Origin of the sequence: Candidatus Photobacterium acropomis (assembly GCF_030685555.1) — a bacterium.
Taxonomy (GTDB): domain Bacteria; phylum Pseudomonadota; class Gammaproteobacteria; order Enterobacterales; family Vibrionaceae; genus Photobacterium; species Photobacterium lucens.
Genome location: NZ_CP131609.1, coordinates 2,764,822 through 2,781,080, shown reverse-complemented (window position 1 = coordinate 2,781,080; position 16,259 = coordinate 2,764,822). Strand labels below are relative to the sequence as shown.

The 16,259-nt window shown below is 41.6% G+C and carries 17 protein-coding genes; 7 read left to right on the top strand and 10 right to left on the bottom strand.

The features are described 5' to 3' along the window. Nucleotides 1–88: 88 nt before the first annotated feature. Nucleotides 89–1,063, top strand: coding sequence for an o-succinylbenzoate synthase (gene menC, locus Q7657_RS19510; RefSeq protein ID WP_107165459.1), 975 nt, complete (start codon nucleotides 89–91; stop codon nucleotides 1,061–1,063). Continuing rightward, nucleotides 1,051–2,478 carry an o-succinylbenzoate--CoA ligase gene (gene menE / locus Q7657_RS19505; protein WP_107165458.1) on the top strand — a complete coding sequence of 476 codons (1,428 nt, stop codon included), beginning with the start codon at nucleotides 1,051–1,053 and terminating at the stop codon, nucleotides 2,476–2,478. The genes menC and menE overlap by 13 nt, the downstream gene beginning before the upstream one ends. Nucleotides 2,479–2,525: 47 nt before the next feature. Here the strand turns inward: menE and Q7657_RS19500 are convergent, their stop codons facing one another. The 3 genes from Q7657_RS19500 to Q7657_RS19490 form a co-directional block, all read right to left on the bottom strand. Beyond that, nucleotides 2,526–4,400, bottom strand: a complete 1,875-nt coding sequence (locus Q7657_RS19500) for an MFS transporter (protein ID WP_107165457.1) — start codon at nucleotides 4,398–4,400, stop codon at nucleotides 2,526–2,528. Nucleotides 4,401–4,413: 13 nt separating this feature from the next. Further along, nucleotides 4,414–5,010 (bottom strand): TetR/AcrR family transcriptional regulator, encoded by a 597-nt coding sequence (locus Q7657_RS19495; protein ID WP_053987059.1) that lies wholly within the window; start codon nucleotides 5,008–5,010, stop codon nucleotides 4,414–4,416. A gap of 208 nt (nucleotides 5,011–5,218) precedes the next feature. Further along, on the bottom strand, nucleotides 5,219–5,623 hold the full coding sequence (locus Q7657_RS19490) for an NINE protein (protein ID WP_107165456.1): 405 nt from the start codon (nucleotides 5,621–5,623) through the stop codon (nucleotides 5,219–5,221). A gap of 298 nt (nucleotides 5,624–5,921) precedes the next feature. Between Q7657_RS19490 and Q7657_RS19485 the strand changes: the two genes are divergently transcribed. Beyond that, a complete protein-coding gene (locus tag Q7657_RS19485) occupies nucleotides 5,922–6,794 on the top strand; it encodes a Tim44 domain-containing protein (RefSeq protein ID WP_053987179.1) in 873 nt (290 codons plus the stop codon). Between the two features lie 248 nt (nucleotides 6,795–7,042). After that, a complete protein-coding gene (locus Q7657_RS19480) occupies nucleotides 7,043–7,288 on the top strand; it encodes a TIGR02647 family protein (protein WP_023931511.1) in 246 nt (81 codons plus the stop codon). 26 nt (nucleotides 7,289–7,314) lie between these two features. On the opposite strand, the gene Q7657_RS19475 is transcribed toward Q7657_RS19480, so the two are convergent. Beyond that, nucleotides 7,315–7,563 (bottom strand): YkgJ family cysteine cluster protein, encoded by a 249-nt coding sequence (locus Q7657_RS19475; protein ID WP_053987057.1) that lies wholly within the window; start codon nucleotides 7,561–7,563, stop codon nucleotides 7,315–7,317. A gap of 250 nt (nucleotides 7,564–7,813) precedes the next feature. Between Q7657_RS19475 and Q7657_RS19470 the strand changes: the two genes are divergently transcribed. Next, a complete protein-coding gene (locus Q7657_RS19470) occupies nucleotides 7,814–8,251 on the top strand; it encodes a YcgN family cysteine cluster protein (RefSeq protein ID WP_107165455.1) in 438 nt (145 codons plus the stop codon). A 76-nt stretch (nucleotides 8,252–8,327) separates the two neighbouring features. Here Q7657_RS19470 and Q7657_RS19465 read toward each other — a convergent pair whose 3' ends face one another. The 4 genes from Q7657_RS19465 to Q7657_RS19450 all read right to left on the bottom strand — a co-directional run bounded on the left by Q7657_RS19465 (nucleotide 8,328) and on the right by Q7657_RS19450 (nucleotide 12,246). After that, a complete protein-coding gene (locus Q7657_RS19465) occupies nucleotides 8,328–9,311 on the bottom strand; it encodes an MBL fold metallo-hydrolase (RefSeq protein ID WP_107165454.1) in 984 nt (327 codons plus the stop codon). Between the two features lie 205 nt (nucleotides 9,312–9,516). Beyond that, nucleotides 9,517–10,377: a KPN_02809 family neutral zinc metallopeptidase gene (gene ypfJ / locus Q7657_RS19460; RefSeq protein WP_107165453.1), complete on the bottom strand. Its 861-nt coding sequence runs from the start codon at nucleotides 10,375–10,377 to the stop codon at nucleotides 9,517–9,519. A 169-nt stretch (nucleotides 10,378–10,546) separates the two neighbouring features. Continuing rightward, nucleotides 10,547–11,488, bottom strand: a complete 942-nt coding sequence (dusC, locus tag Q7657_RS19455; protein WP_107165452.1) for a tRNA dihydrouridine(16) synthase DusC — start codon at nucleotides 11,486–11,488, stop codon at nucleotides 10,547–10,549. An 80-nt stretch (nucleotides 11,489–11,568) separates the two neighbouring features. Next, nucleotides 11,569–12,246 (bottom strand): NAD(P)H-binding protein, encoded by a 678-nt coding sequence (locus Q7657_RS19450; protein ID WP_107165451.1) that lies wholly within the window; start codon nucleotides 12,244–12,246, stop codon nucleotides 11,569–11,571. Between the two features lie 265 nt (nucleotides 12,247–12,511). Here Q7657_RS19450 and Q7657_RS19445 point away from each other — a divergent pair, with 265 nt between their 5' ends. Continuing rightward, entirely contained in the window at nucleotides 12,512–13,165 is a 654-nt protein-coding gene (locus Q7657_RS19445) for a YecA/YgfB family protein (protein ID WP_107165450.1), read from the top strand. Next, a complete protein-coding gene (locus tag Q7657_RS19440) occupies nucleotides 13,165–13,572 on the top strand; it encodes a (deoxy)nucleoside triphosphate pyrophosphohydrolase (RefSeq protein WP_107165449.1) in 408 nt (135 codons plus the stop codon). Before Q7657_RS19445 ends, Q7657_RS19440 begins: the two co-directional genes overlap by 1 nt. 75 nt (nucleotides 13,573–13,647) lie before the next feature. On the opposite strand, the gene dsbB is transcribed toward Q7657_RS19440, so the two are convergent. Both dsbB and nhaB read right to left on the bottom strand, forming a co-directional pair. Next, nucleotides 13,648–14,163: a disulfide bond formation protein DsbB gene (gene dsbB, locus Q7657_RS19435; RefSeq protein ID WP_053987178.1), complete on the bottom strand. Its 516-nt coding sequence runs from the start codon at nucleotides 14,161–14,163 to the stop codon at nucleotides 13,648–13,650. Between the two features lie 143 nt (nucleotides 14,164–14,306). Further along, nucleotides 14,307–15,893, bottom strand: a complete 1,587-nt coding sequence (gene nhaB, locus Q7657_RS19430) for a Na(+)/H(+) antiporter NhaB (protein WP_053987049.1) — start codon at nucleotides 15,891–15,893, stop codon at nucleotides 14,307–14,309. Nucleotides 15,894–16,259 lie beyond the last annotated feature (366 nt).

The following is a 16,259-nucleotide window of genomic DNA, read 5'->3' as shown; positions in this document are numbered from 1 at the left end:
ACCTCTGTAATTAAAGTGATTTATTCTTTCGCTAGACTGGAATCTAGCGTGTTTTTTATGCTCTGGCATCAATGAAAGGTTATCAATAATGCGCAGTGTTAAGTTATATCAATATCAATTACCAATGGATTCTGGCGTTATCTTACGTGATCAACGTTTGGTGACACGCCAAGGCTTGATTGTTGAGCTTAAACAAGGTAAGCGTGTTGGCTTAGGGGAAATTGCACCACTACCTGAATTTAGCCATGAAACGTTAGAGCAAGCCCAAGCGCAAGCCGAGCAACTATTGGCGTTATGGCAGCAAGAGCAAGTTTTAGATTTAGAGACGGCTTTCCCATCTGTAGCCTTTGGTATGAGCTGTGCATTAGCAGAACTTGAAGGTGAATTACCACAAGCGGCTAATTATGCGGTAGCACCGCTATGTTCCGGTGATCCTGATGATTTGATTGTGCGTTTAAATCAAACTGACGGCGACAAAGTGGCTAAAATTAAAGTTGGCATGTACGAAGCGGTACGCGATGGTATTGTGGCTAATATGTTTATTGAAGCAATTCCTGATATTCAATTGCGTTTAGATGCTAATCGTAAATGGACACCGATTAAAGCACAGCAATTTGCCAAGTATGTGAAACCTGAACATCGTCAAGGTATCGCATTTTTAGAAGAGCCATGTACAACCCCTGAAGATAGCCTCAGTTTTGCCGAGCAGACAGGTATTAATATTGCTTGGGATGAAACAGTACGTGAGCCTGGATTTGAAGTTAAAGCGCAACCTGGTGTTGTCGCTATCATTATTAAACCTACATTAACTGGCAGTTTGACCCGTTGTATTGAGCTTGTTAAACAGGCTTATGCAGCAGGACTAACCGCTGTGATCAGTTCAAGCCTAGAATCAAGCTTCGGCTTAAACCAGCTAGCACGCATAGCACAATGGCAAACACCTAATGTGACTCCTGGTTTAGATACGATGCAGCTTTTCAAAGCACAGCTTATTACGCCTTGGCCTGAAACTGAACTTCCTATGACATCTTTATCAGAACTTGAAGTGGTATGGCAGAAATAAAGCATGATTTCCTGACATGGCCTTGGCAGCGTTGGGCTGCGGAGCGTCCGTCAGATGTCGCGATCTCTCTTGGTGATCAAACCAAGGGAGCACAAACTTATACTTGGGCTGAAGTCTCTACACAGGTAGATGAGTTCGCACAAGGATTAGTAGAGCAAGGCGTTAAGCGAGATCAGTTGGTTGCGGTGATCGCTGATAACACCATTGAAGTAGTGTGGCTGATCCTCGCTATTATTCGTGTTGGTGCTCGTTATGTCGGGTTAAATCCGAAACTGTCTTTTGCTGAAATTCAGCAGCAGTTAGCCATGTTAGACAATCACTATCTTTGGTCGGATCGTGATATCGCTACCGAGCAACTAACAGGGCAAATAATCACGTTGCGCCAGTCAGAAGTCTCTCGTATGGTGCCTGTGACATGGCAAGAACATCGCCCAGTGACATTAACGCTAACGTCGGGTTCGACAGGTTCACCGAAAGCGGTAGTGCATAGCCCTGAATCTCATTTAGCGAGTGCATCTGGTTTATTAAGCAAGATGACATTTAATGCTGAAGACAGTTGGTTATTGTCTTTGCCTTTATTTCATATCTCTGGACTCGCTATTTTATGGCGTTGGCTTTATCGTGGTGCTTGCTTAGTGATTGTAGAGAAAGCCCTACAGCAACAGGCACTTAGCTGGGTAACTCATGCATCACTTGTGCCGACACAGCTACAACGTTTATTGGATCAAGCGCCTACTCAGCAACCTATAGCTTTAAAGCAAGTGTTATTAGGTGGAGCTCATATTCCGGTCAGTCTGACGGATAAAGCCCGTAGCGCTGGCATTGATTGTTGGTGTGGCTATGGCATGACTGAAATGGCATCGACCATTTCGGTTAAGCAAGCAGATGAGAGCCAAGGTGTTGGAAACGTATTACCTAACCGTGAACTGTTTTTGCGTGAGGGGGAGATATTAGTGCGCGGTAAGAGCTTATGTTTAGGCTACTACCGTAATCATACTATTTTCTCCATTTTAGATAACCACGAACATGATGGTGAGTGGTTCGCAACTAATGACATCGGTGAATGGCATGATGATGAATTATTCATTAGGGGCCGTGCTGATAATATGTTCATCTCGGGTGGTGAAAATATCCAGCCTGAAGATATTGAAGCAGTGTTACTTCAATTGCCAGATATAGAGCAAGCTTTTGTTTTACCCGTTGATGATTATGATTTTGGTCAACGCCCAGTGGCGATTGTTCAAACATCTTGCCCATTTGATGCGATGTTTGTTGATCACGTAATGACATACATGGCAGAAACCGTTGCACCGTATAAGCGTCCAGTTAGGTATTTAGCTTTGCCTGATGCTGATATTTATCGTGGTATTAAGGTATCACGAACGAAATTGGCGGAGTGGTTAGCTAAGCAGTAAAGAAAAAGGCGAAGCATCATGCTTCGCCTTTCTTTTGGTAGATAAGACTATCGGTGTTCACCACGTAAGCGGCTGACATATTCATACAAAAGCTGGCTGTTAGCTTCTTTAGAACTCATCGACTCACCAGCATTAATTGTCACTTTAGACCAAAATCGCTTAGGCCATTTTAATAATGCCGTGCCACCTTCTCGGCTGAAATAACTGCCCCACAATCCTTGTAATGCTACAGGTATGACCGTGACGTCAGAGCGTTTGATGATCAAATCGATACCTCGCATAAAAGGAGCAATTTCACCATCAAATGTGAGTTTTCCTTCAGGGAAAACACAAACAATATCACCATTATCTAGATAGGTTGAAACTTGTGAAAAAGCAGTACGGACAGAGCTACGATCGCTTGCCTCAACAGGGATAGCTTTACATGCTTTGCAGAATGTATTGATTACAGGCAGATTGTAAATTTGGCGATCCATTAAAAAGCGGATAGGGCGAGGGCAAGCGCCAGCTAGCAGTAGTGCATCCATATAGCTTACATGATTACTGACAATTAACACGCCACCTTGTTCTGGAATATTAGCAAAGTTTTGTTTTTTAACGCGGTACATAGTGTGCGTTACGATCCAGACGACAAATCGCCAAAAAAAGTCTGGGGCTTGGAAGTAAATGTAAATAACAACTAAGGCATTAACGGTAGCTAAGATAAGAAAAAACTCAGGGATAGAGAGCTTTAGTACTGAGAGAAAGACAATCGCTGAGATTGCACTGGCGACCATAAATACCGCATTCCAAATATTGTTTGCAGCAATGATCTGTGCGCGTACGTTTTCTTCTGCTCGTTGCTGCATCAGGGCGTAAAGTGGCACGATAAATATACCGCCTGCAATACCTAATAGCAGTAGAGAAACAAAAACAGGCCATAGACTAGGCGCAGAAATAAATGCGCTAAGGCTTGAGGTGGTAACAATGTGATCTGGTGTCATGAAGTATAAACCTGCACCAAATAGGGTGATACCTAAACTACCAATAGGCACGATACCGGGATCAATGCGATGTTGCGATAACTTATCACAGCACATAGAGCCGATCGCGATACCGATTGAAAACAGCATGAGTAAAAAAGACACTGACGCTGCATTACCGCCAAGGCTGATTTTTGCGTAGTTAGGAAACTGTGTTAAGTAACAAGCACCTAGAAACCAGAACCAGCTAATACCCAGAATACATTGGAAGATGGTTTTATCTTGACGGGCAATCGCCATCGTTGAGCGCGTTTGCTTAATTGGTTGCCATTTAAATTGGGTTCTTTTGACTGTGGGTGGCGCACTTGGAATGGCTAATGAGGTGAGATAGCCCAGTATGGCAAAGGCCACTACTGAAATTGCTGCAATAACATGTGCGTTTGGACTATCAGCAATAAAGCCTGCTAATAGCGTCCCTAATAAGATAGCTAAGAAAGTACCCGTTTCGACTAATGCGTTACCAGAGACTAACTCTTCTGTTTTTAAGTGTTGGGGTAGTAAAGCATATTTGGCTGGGCCGAAAAATGCTGATTGCGTGCCCATTAAAAACAAGAGAAATAGCAGTAGGGTGTAGCTTTGAAAATAAAAAGCGACAGCCGCTAATCCCATAATGATCACTTCTGCAAATTTTACTATCCGCATAATTGCGGCTTTATCGTATTGATCGGCAAGGATGCCGGCAGAAGCTGAGAATAAAAAGAAAGGCAGAATAAATAAGCCTGCAGCAATATTAATCAGCAAATTTGCACTTAATGGCAGGCTATCTATAGAAGCATAGGCAATCAGGATTAATAATATGTTCTTGTAAACATTATCATTAAATGCCCCAAGCGCCTGAGTTAAAAAATACGGAAGAAATCGCCGTTTGGTAAGAAGGCTCGATTGGGGCTTTGTGGTCATCTATGAGTCTCTTTTACTGTTTCCACTTATTGAGATAAGTATCTAGAAGATTATCGATAAGTGCTTTGCCATCAACAGGAGTTGAGGTGAATAACTTATCATCTACAGTAAGCAAGGTAATACCGTGAACACCAGCCCAAATAACACGGCTTGTTTCCAGTACTTCATTTTCATTGATGTTGCTACTTACCTGACCGATCAACGTTTCTAGCATGCCAGTCATATTATTAATACGATCAGATTGCCATTCAGGTAGATCTTCACCATTCATGGTGTGTTGGAAGATTAATTGCCAGCGGTAGGGATGGGCAATAGCAAAATCAAGGTAACAGTAAGCGAGGTTTCGTAGGGCTTGTTCAGGGCTTTGTGCATCCGCTAAGCAAGCTTGTGCTTCTTGAGATAATTCATCTAGCGTTTGAGCAACAGCGTGTAGCAATAGTAAATTGTAGTTACCAAAAACATTAACAAGTGTGCTTGGTACATAGCCGATCATTGCAGCGACTTTACGTAAACTTAACTCGTGATGAGGGTGCTCATTGAGAAAGTTTTTTACTTGCTCCAGTGTCATATTCACCAACTCTTCACGAGTATGGTCATTTCTTCTTGCCATGAGTATTACTCTTAAGATGTGTTTACTTTTCGTTATAAAAAACTGACGTTCATTTATTATAGAACATTGTTCAATATTCTTATTATAATCTCACCGAGGTGCACTTATTCGTTATGTATTGTTGTTGTGAATAAAGTTGCGACAATTTAATCTGCTCGGCAAGCCGGGAATCATATATTGTCACAACAAAAATCACCAATATTAAACGTTATGCTGCCTTGTTCTTGGTGTTTTCAAGCGATACTTGATCATTTAACGTCCAAAAATCGACCAATATACCGATTAAGAAGAAGCCGAACGTACAGAGGTAAAGAATACCGGTGATCCATTTCCCCATGTACATGCGGTGAACACCGAATACACCCAGGAAGGTAAGGAGTAACCACGCAATATTATAATCAATATCACCCGCAGCGAAGCGCAAGTCCGATTCACGGTTCATTGATGGAATTAAGAACAAGTCAATCAACCAACCGATACCAAATACCCCCAGTGTTAAAAACCAAATAGTTCCTGTCACAGGTTTACCATAATAGAAGCGGTGAGCACCCGTAAAACCGAATATCCAAAGCAGATAGCCGATGAACTTACTGTGAGTGTTATTCTCTTGCATAAAAATATCCATTGGTTGTGTTAAGGCCACAAGCGATAAAACCGTATGTGCTTTAACGAGCGATTACCTATTAATGACCTCTTAGTTAGCGAAAAGTGCCATAATAAAGAGAGGTTTTTCATTATCTGGTTAAATAAAAAACAGTATACAATAGTTTTTACTAACTGTATCTATAGATGATGAAATTATAAACGCTCGATGTTAAAGGTTAGTAACAATTTCAAAATGACTTAGAATTGACATTCTGTGTCATATAGCTAGGATGCATACAGGACATGGATAAGGTACTTCTACAATGATGAAACGCTTTTTTACCGTATTTGCTTTGGTGTTTGTGGTGGCATTGTCTACTCCACATGCCGAGGCAAAGAAATTTGGTGGTGGTAAGTCGTTTGGTAAAAGCTACAAAACGGCACCAGTACAACAAAAACAGCCACAACAAACCGATACTATCCGTAAGCAAAATTCACCGACAGCAGCATCAAGCAAAAAAGGCTTAATGGGTGGACTATTAGGTGGTTTACTTGCTGGTGGTTTACTTGCCGCTTTCTTTGGTGGTGCATTCGAAGGTATCCAGTTTATGGATATTCTGATCATCGGTGTGATTGCTTTTGTATTGTTTAAGCTATTTAAAGCAATGCGTGCTAATAAAGGCACACCAATGGGGCATCGTGAGTCTTATGCGGGTAACTCTCCGCAGCAGCCACAACAACCTCAACAACAATATCGTCAAGCAGCAGGTACACAATCTCAGCCTCAGAACGGTGGTTTTGAGTCAACAGATAGCGATGTACCATTTAATTTGCCGCCTAATTTCAATATGAATGCATTCCTAAGTGGTTCTCGTGATCACTACCGCATCATTCAAGGCGCATGGAATCACAACGAATTAGAAAAAATCAGAGAATATGTATCACCTGCACTGTTTGCTGATCTTGCAGCAGAGCGCGCCAAACTAGAGGGTGAGCAACATACTGAAGTGATGTATGTTGATGCTGAACTGGTTCGTGCTGATTACGATGCAAACACTGCACAGTTAAGTATTAAGTTCTCTGGTCGCTATAAAGACCGAGTTGAAGGTGTTGAAGAAGACATCACAGATGTGTGGCATTTAGAGCGTGATTTGAAAACGCCAAATGCACCATGGTTGATTGTTGGTATTCAAGCTTAATAACAAAGCCGCTCACATTGAGCGGTTTTTTTATATCTCTCAAATGTTTAGTTTGTTTTTTATACAAGTGTCAACCACTGCAAAAAGAGTTTTGAATTTATGAGCGTGATCCCGTTTCACTGAAATAAAGATCGTCAGATCTTGATCGCGCCACCTAGTTTTATCAGCAGTAACCGCTAGTATTAAACCAAGATATTAAATAGGCCATCCAATAAGAGTGCCTACATGAATTCGAATAAGAGGTAGCTATGCCATACACTCCAGATATCGTTGAAGAAATGAATCTTTTAGTGAAATTCCCAATGCACAGTAATATGGAAGGGATCAAAGTACATAGTGATGCTAACCCTGCATTAGTTTCTGCAGCACAGCGTTTGTACGCGAAAGGGCTAGTAACACAGGTTGATGGTGGTTATCTTACTCACTCTGGCCATCAAGTGGCAGAAAACGCCAAAATAGCATTACGTATTCTGACTGGGAAAACGACAGAATAACGTAATAACTTAAAGAGGGCTGATAGTTATGTCAGTTGCTCTAATTCGGTAATGATCGCTAAAGCTTGCTCGTTAGTTTTACCACAAATATCAGGGCAAGCTTTAAAATGATGACATACTGCAGGACGCTCTGGTTTGCCGAATAACTTACATAGGTTTTGTTCATTCAGCTGAATGCAACGAACCCCCGCAGGTTTACCGTTAGGCATGCCAGGTATGCTTGATGAGATACTTGGGGCTATACAACAGGCACCACAGCCAAGACGACATTCCATCACTTATTTCTCTTTTCATTTTTCATGGGGTGCGCAAATTATCACTCCTTGTTGATAAGGTCAAAAAACGTCATCTCTCGCATTTCTTTTTAAATAGTAATAGCTCTTATTTCTACCCATTTATCTATTAATAGGTAATTTAAATTTGCAGTTTACCGTCAGGGTCGCTATAAACGTCGCGCTATAATGAAATAGCAAACTGTAACTTTGCGCAATTCAATGGCGCATATAATAAATTGGTGTAGGTATCATGACGCATTTTTGGCAAGAAAAAGACTTAACAACAATGACAGATCAAGAGTGGGAATCACTTTGTGATGGTTGTGGTAAGTGCTGTCTGCATAAGCTTATTGACGATGATACAGATGAGATCTATTACACCAATGTCGCATGTAGTTTACTGGATAATAAAACCTGTTCTTGTAAAGACTATGCGAATCGCTTTGAATCTGGCGAAGAATGTTTGAAGCTAACACGTGAACGTATTGATGAGTTTGTGTGGTTACCTGAAACTTGTGCTTACCGTTTATTAGCTGAAGGTAAGCCACTTCCAGAATGGCATCCGTTACTAACGGGCTCGAAAGAGGCAATGCACAAAGCAGGTGAATCTGTACGTGATCAAGTGGTCTATGAGATTGATGTCATCGACTGGGAAGATCATATTTTGAATCATCCCCTACGTAGTTGATTGTAAAGGTTTTTAAAGGCTCGTTTGATAACGAGCCTTTTTGTTTTTACGGTAACATAAGTATAAAACGGTTGCTTTAAAGCTGAGTTCTATCGCCTTGTTCGGTGAAAATAAAGTTGACGCCTAGGTTGTTATTTTCACGTAACTCTTTTTCGATGATCTTTTTAGGATCTGTGCCTTTCTTTAAGCTGTATTTGATATGAGTGACAATGACATTCAAATCTTTTAGCGGCTCTTCGCCACCGACATAACCTGCCAGTGTCGTTAATTCAGTGAGCAACCATTGTGGTGTTAGATGACCAAACAGCGACTTATCTGGCGTGCTATTGCTAAATGATGTTTCAATGAAGATCCCTTTGAGTTTCTTTTGCTGAATATAAGGGGCGAGTTGTTGCCAGATGGTATTTAGTGCTGTGCTTTTCTCAACGGCGTCTGGGCCCGTATCGCCGAAATAAATCACGGCTTCTTTTGCCGCATTTTCGAATAAGAAGGCGGTTGATTCAGCACCAGAGTGGCTTAATGGAAAGGCTTTTACTTTTAGCTCTGTATTGGTTACCGGTAACCATTGGTTGGTATTTAATGGGGTTAATTCATATTTCCCCAATTTAAAACCATCACCTTGGGTGGTGAAATTAGGCCATGCTTTCCAATTAAAATAATGTTGGCTAATGGTCTGATGAACAGATGGCAGGGCATAAATCGGCTTATTGCTATCATCAGGGGAAGAGATGATGAGCCCCGCAATATGATCCAGATGAGCGTGGCTAATAAAATAGCCTTTGATTTTCTGATTAAGAATATAGCCTTCTTGAGTATAAGGGGTTGATGAGGGCACTGGCATATCAGCAAACGCATTGTTATGAGTGGCAGCGATAAGTCCATTAATAATGCTACCCGCATCTAAGGTAATGTAATTGTCATCGGTGTTTGATTTCAGCATAAATGCGGTTAGGTTACCGTCTTGGATCCCGCCTTTATCACCCAGCGTAATAACATCAAAACCTGCGAAACTAAGTGATGAGTAACAGCACAGTGCTGCTGCAATAAAATGTTTGTTCATAAAAATCCATACTGATAAACAAAAGGTCTTGTGCTATTAAGCTCGAAACCTGCTTTGAATGTGTCCTAAATCGGCGGGATATATACAAAATACACGGATAAGTGCAAAGGGATTTTTATAAGAAGTGAGAGATGGCGAAATAAAAAAATAGCCTAATAAACGGGTATGCTTATTAGGCTATTTAGCGTGTTAGTTAGCGCTGTTATTACATGGCGCTAAAGGTATTACATTGACGAGGATCGCCCGTTTCAAAACCTTTTTTAAACCACTCAATACGTTGTGCTGATGAGCCATGGGTAAAGGCATCCGGTTGTACCGCTTGGCCTGCCATTTGCTGTAGACGGTCATCACCAACAGAGCTTGCAGCTTTGATACCTTCATCAATATCGCCAGCTTCTAGCATACCTTGTTGATTGACGTAGTGACCCCATACACCGGCATAGCAGTCAGCTTGCAGTTCTAGCTTCACGCTTAAGCGGTTTGCTTCAACCTTGCTGCTACGTTGCTGCATTTGGTGAACTTTAGTGCTGGTGCCAAGTAGGTTTTGTACATGGTGGCCCACTTCATGTGCAATAACATAAGCAAAAGCGAAATCACCAGGCGCACCGAGTTGTTTTAGCTCGTTCATAAAGCTTAAGTCTAAATACACTTTCTTATCTGCAGGGCAGTAGAATGGACCTGATTGCGCAGAGCCTGTACCACAACCTGTTTGCGTTACATTGTTGTAGAGAACCAGTTTAGGCGGCTGATATTTACCATCTAATAGCTTATTCCAAACGTTTTCAGTACTACCAAGCACAGCTGCAACAAATTGTTTATTTTCATCATTGCGTGGTGCCGTTGATGATGAGGTATGCGATTGTTGAAGTCCCATCATGTTGCCGCCAGTAAAATGTTGATAAGCTAAAAATAAGCCACCGACAACAAGAATAATTCTGCCAACCTTGCTTCGCATTAAGAATGGGATAAAACGGAGTAAACCGCCTATTGGCATGCCCGCTTGAGCAGGGCCTTCTCCGCGGCGATCTTCAATATTGGTACTTTGGCGGGAGTCTTTCCAGCGCATAGTGGATCCTTAGTAAACAGAATTATATCAATACAATAATGGCTCATATTTGCGTATAAGTGAGATTTTTCTTATAGGAAATACGAGCGTGCATTTAGAGTGATAAAAAGTTGAAAAGTTCCATTATGATAGAAAAAGACAGCTCATAGGGCTGAGCTGTCTCAGGAAATTAGTTTTGCTGTGCTTGCTGTAAGATATCGATAATCGGTGCAGCTTTGTTTAGCGCACGTAGATCGGCAAATAGGGCTTTAGCTTGTGGATACTCATGGCGTAGGTAAGCAAACCATTGTTTGACGCGGTTAGGGTAATATAAGCCCTTATCACCTTTGATTTCGTACTGTGAATATACCAGTAAGAGTTCTAGCACTTCTTCCCATGTCATATGAGGGGCATTGTGTTTCACCACATTACCTAAGTTAGGTAAGTTTAATGCACCACGACATACCATTAATGCATCGGTATCGGTTGCAGCTAAACAGCTTTGACCATCTTGATAATTCCACACCTCACCATTAGCAATAATCGGCAGTTTTACCTGCTGTTTTAGTTGCTTAATGTAATCCCATTTAATGGTGTCTGCGCGGTAACCATCTTCTTTGGTACGTGCATGAACAACTAATTCATCAGCACCCGCTTGGGCAATAGCATCAGCAATTTCAAAACATTGGCTAGGATCATCCCAACCTAAACGTACTTTCGCTGTTAATGGCTTAACTGGATTGACCGCTTCTCGGCAAGCTTTGACGATTTGGTAAATACGCTCAGGCTCTTTGAGCAGTACCGCACCACCACGGCTTTTATTGACAGCTTTTGCCGGACAACCGAAGTTAATATCAACACCAGCAGAGCCAAGCGTACAGGCTCGTTGCGCGTTTTCAGCCATCCAGTCAGGATCTTGACCTAAGATCTGTACACGAACAGGGGTTCCCGAGCGAGTTTTTCCCCCTTGATGTAATTCAGGACATAAACGATAGAACACACTGTTAGGCAATAGGCTATCAATGACACGGACAAATTCGGTGACACAGAGATCGTAGTCATTAATTTCAGTTAGCATTTCTCGCATCAAATGATCCAAGACGCCTTCCATCGGGCCCAAAATTACTCGCATAGTGGTGATTGCTCAGCTCGGTAAAAACAATATAAGGGGCGAGATTCTAGTGCGAGTAGGAGGATTTGTCACCTTTGATTTTAAATTGTACGGAGTTGATGTCCTGAAACGACAGTCTTTTCTGTAAGTCGATGTTTTTTACATGCTAATGCCATTTTTACCATGCTACGAGCTACACATTCAGCAGGGATCGGAGAAAAGTGTTTGAGTGGGCCAATAACAAGTGGATTAATTAGATCAAAAACTTGCTGTAATAACTGTTCATCACGGCGGATCTCACTGCGTTCGCCTTTTAATGGACCTGGACGGATGAAAATACAGTTATCAAATCCCATGCTATTAATGGCTTGCTCCATTTTTCCCTTGCAGCGTAAGTAGTGCGAAGGTGAGTGCACACAAGCACCTAAACTGGAAATCACAATAATGTGTTGTACACCAATATTACGCATTGTTATGGCGACATCTTTAACAAGTTCCAGATCTACAGCGGCTAACCCTGCTTTACTTCCTGCTCGTTTCTTGGTGGTACCTAAACAAATAAAACCGTATTTAGGCGCTGGTGCATTATCTTCCCATTGATGAATACGTAATAAAGGATCGATAATTTGTTGGAGTTTACTACTACGCAAAGGGAGCTCTCGACGTGATAAGGCATAGATATGTGAAAAAGCCTTATTATCAAGTAGTTGGTTTAATAGTTCATGACCAACAAGCCCGCTAGCGCCAGCAATAATGGCACTCAGGTTGTGATTATCCATAACACGTTCCTATAGCGTCGTTGTATCAAATAGAGTGGAATAACAAAGCGCTAGTTAAACTGAATATTGCTAGTTATGCGTTTAACTACATCAAATATCAATCAATTAATCGCTTAACAATGACAAAATTTGAGCTTGCTCTGATTCATTTAGGAACAAAATAATCAATATTCCAGTGCGTTAGTGGTATTGACGTCATTGCTGATAAACAAAGCGTGAGAGTTTTAGGTATACTTGCAGCAGAAATTATTACTGGAAAAATTCAATGAATACATTAATGACACTGTCATCTGATTGGGATGGTATGCCAGCGACTTTTATCGAAGGGGCACTATTTGCTGCAAACGCAAACCCTAAACCGATGGAACCTGAAATTTGGTTACCGGTGTTATTAACGGGTGGTGCTGCAGATGACGATGCAGTCACGCTTTCAGAAACAGATAAGGTAGCAGTATTAAACCACTTTGAAATGCAGTATTGCACAGTTAAAGCGGGTGAATACCAATTACCAACAGAGTTACAGTGGCAAGAAAACGGCGAAGCTAATACGGCATTAGCTGAATTTGCGAAAGGTTTTTTAACGGTATGGCAATATATTGAGCCAAACTGGGAAGGACAAACTGCTTCAGACGGTACGATGCGCATGCTATCGGCTTTGCTTACGACATTAATGTTATGTGTTGATGAAGCTGGCACACTAGAGCAAATGGAGCAAGCGGGTATCACGGGAATGCCAGCACCGAGTGAGTTATACCCACAACTACCATTGATGTTAACAGAAGTAATGATGGCTGCAGATCAGTTACAAGTAGGGGCTGGCGCACAAGCGATTAACCCTTATAAAAATATCGGGCGTAACGATCCATGTCCGTGTGAAAGTGGCAAGAAATTTAAGCAATGTTGCGGTAAATCTGCCTAATGACCTCGGTAAAGAGAATCGTCGTTGTTGCAGGAGTGATTGAAAAAGAAGGTAAGTACCTACTTGCTCAACGTCTTGATAGTGCAAGTCAAGGTGGTTTGTGGGAATTTCCTGGCGGTAAGATTGAAGCTAATGAATCACCAGAGCAAGCTTTAGAGCGTGAACTAATGGAAGAGTTAGCGATCACTACCAAAACACAGCAATGGCTTGCTGATAGCGTGTTTGATTATGGTGATAAAATCGTAGAGCTGAAAGGCTACTTAACACATTGGTGCGAGGGAGAGATCGTTCTTAATACCCATCAAGCTATGGTATGGGTAACCTTAGCGGAATTTCAGCACTATGCGTTATGTCCAGCTGACTACCCTATTTTATCGGCATTAGAGCGACAATACGCTGTCTCATAATAGGATCTTCAGGTAATAAAAAAGCGAAGCTAGATAATATTTAGCTTCGCTTTTTTATAAATATCATGCTGTTAGTTAGGCTTTTTTGTGACCAAAGAATTGCGCAATAACCATGATTGCCCACACGGCTAAGTTAGCACCGAAAATGATCACTAACCATTGTGGCATTGATTGACCAAGGAAAGTCCAAACCACTTTTGCACAATCACCGTAAGCTTCAAACATCCAAGGTACCCAGTGATTGATTGGAGCCCAGCTTGGGAACTGAACAAATAGATCACAAGTTGCAAATGGTGATGGATTAAATTGGAAGCCAACATGCTGATGAGCAAGTACAACACCACGGTAAGCACAGTAACCCCAACCAGCTAAACCAATCCAACGGAAGACCGCATTTTGAGGAGCAATCAAACCAATAATGGCAGCAAAGCCTATTCCCATCATTGCCACTCGCTCATAAACACACATAACACAAGGTGCTAGGTTCATGACATGTTGAAAGAAAAGGGCACAACCTTCAAAGAAGATGATTGAAAGCAGTAATAGCAGCCATGCTAAACGCGTTTTTGAAAAGGTGTTGAGGTGTTGCATCATTGATACTCTACGCACTAATTATAATAAAAGAAAACCCTGATAGTTCAGGGTTTTCGTATACGTTATAACACTAATCTAACGCTGACATTCAAGCATAGCTTCAGGAAGAAGTAAATCTTCCGTCATTTTTATAGGGTTAATTAGTGAGCCAGTGCAGGAGCAGCAGATACAGCGGCTGTGCCTTCAGTGATCCAGCCCATGGTGTAGAACCAATCCGTCATTGGAACCAACATCAATTCAATACCTGCAAGACCAACGAAAGTCAGTACAATCGTATACGGCAATGCCATGTATACCATACGACCGTAAGATAAACGGATCAGAGGGGCAATGGCTGATGTTAATGCAAATAGGAATGCGGCTTGACCATTTGGTGTTGCGACAGAAGGTAAGTTAGTTCCTGTGTTGATTGCAACAGCTAACATATCAAACTGGCTACGGTTGATAACACCATTAACTAACGCGGTTTTCACTTCATTAATGTATACCGTACCAACGAAAACGTTGTCTGATACCATCGATAATAAGCCATTAGCAATGTAGAACATGGTTAGCTGTGAGCTACCTTCTAGACTTAGTACCCAGTTAATGATTGGTGCAAACAATTGTTGGTCGATAATAACTGCAACAACTGAGAAGAATACAGCAAGTAACGCAGTAAATGGCAGTGCTTCTTCAAACGCTTTACCAAGTGCATGCTCTTCTGTGATACCTGTAAACGAAGTCGCTAGAATAATTACGGTTAAGCCAATTAAACCTACCGCAGCTAAGTGCAACGCAAGACCAATGATCAGCCATACTGCGATAGCGGCTTGAATAACCAACTTTGCGTAATCAAGATTAGTACGTGATTTTCGCTCTTCATTGTCAAAATCAACGAGGATTTGACGAACGTTTTCTGGTAATTCCGCACCGTAACCACAGATCTTAAATTTCTCTACCAGCGCACAAGTAATCAGACCACAGAAGAACACAGGGATAGTAACTGGTGCCATACGGATGATGAACTCACCAAACTGCCAGCCTGCTTGATCGGCAATGATTAAGTTTTGTGGTTCACCCACCATTGTCATCACACCACCTAATGCTGTACCCACACCGGCATGCATAAGAAGACTACGTAGGAAAGCACGGTAGTTTTCTAAATCATCACGGCTTAGCTCTGGTACGTGATTATCATTAGTATGGTCATGATGAGAATGCGGGTCTTGTCCCGATGCCACTTTGTGGTAAATGCTGTAGAAACCCACAGTGACGCTAATCACAACGGCAATAACTGTTAAGGCATCAAGGAACGCAGATAGGAAAGCGGCCATCACACAAAAAGAGAGTGAAAGTAAAACTTTAGAGCGAATGCCGATCAGTATTTTTGTAAAGATGAAAAGCAGCAGTTGCTTCATGAAGTAAATACCCGCAACCATGAAGACTAATAGTAGTAATACTTCGATGTTTGCCACAAGCTCATGCTTAACTTGCTCTGGGCTTGTCATACCAATAGCGACGGCTTCAATAGCCAGTAAACCACCGGGTTGTAATGGGTAACATTTTAGTGCCATTGCTAGCGTAAAGATAAATTCGATAACTAACAGCCAGCCAGCAACAAACGGATCAACAAAAAAGAAAACAAGAGGGTTAATGATCAGAAAAGTAATGATTGCAATTTTGTACCAGTCAGGTGCCTTACCCAAAAAGTTTTTGATAAAGGCATTCCCTAGCGATATAGCCATGTTTGGATCTCTTTATTATTAGCGCAAAATAGTATGGATCTGATGTCGGCTAGATGCCTTGATTGGTCAATCAGCAGGATAATCAATAGCATCATGCCAATGATTACGGGTGTAGATTGAAGTATCAAAGTTAAACAGAGTGGTGTCGCTCTTTAGGTTTAACTTTCTTAGGCAGCAGCTTCCATTCGCTCCCAGTTCATCACTAATCACTCTACCGTTTAAGAGGCATTAGTCAATAAGTGATACAAAAATGCAATTGTTTTATTACATTTTCATCACAATTTGGGAGTTGAATATATCCGTCTTATAAACCGCACAGTATACAGAAAATGAGTTTCTTATTGTTAATTCACGTCAAAGATTCAC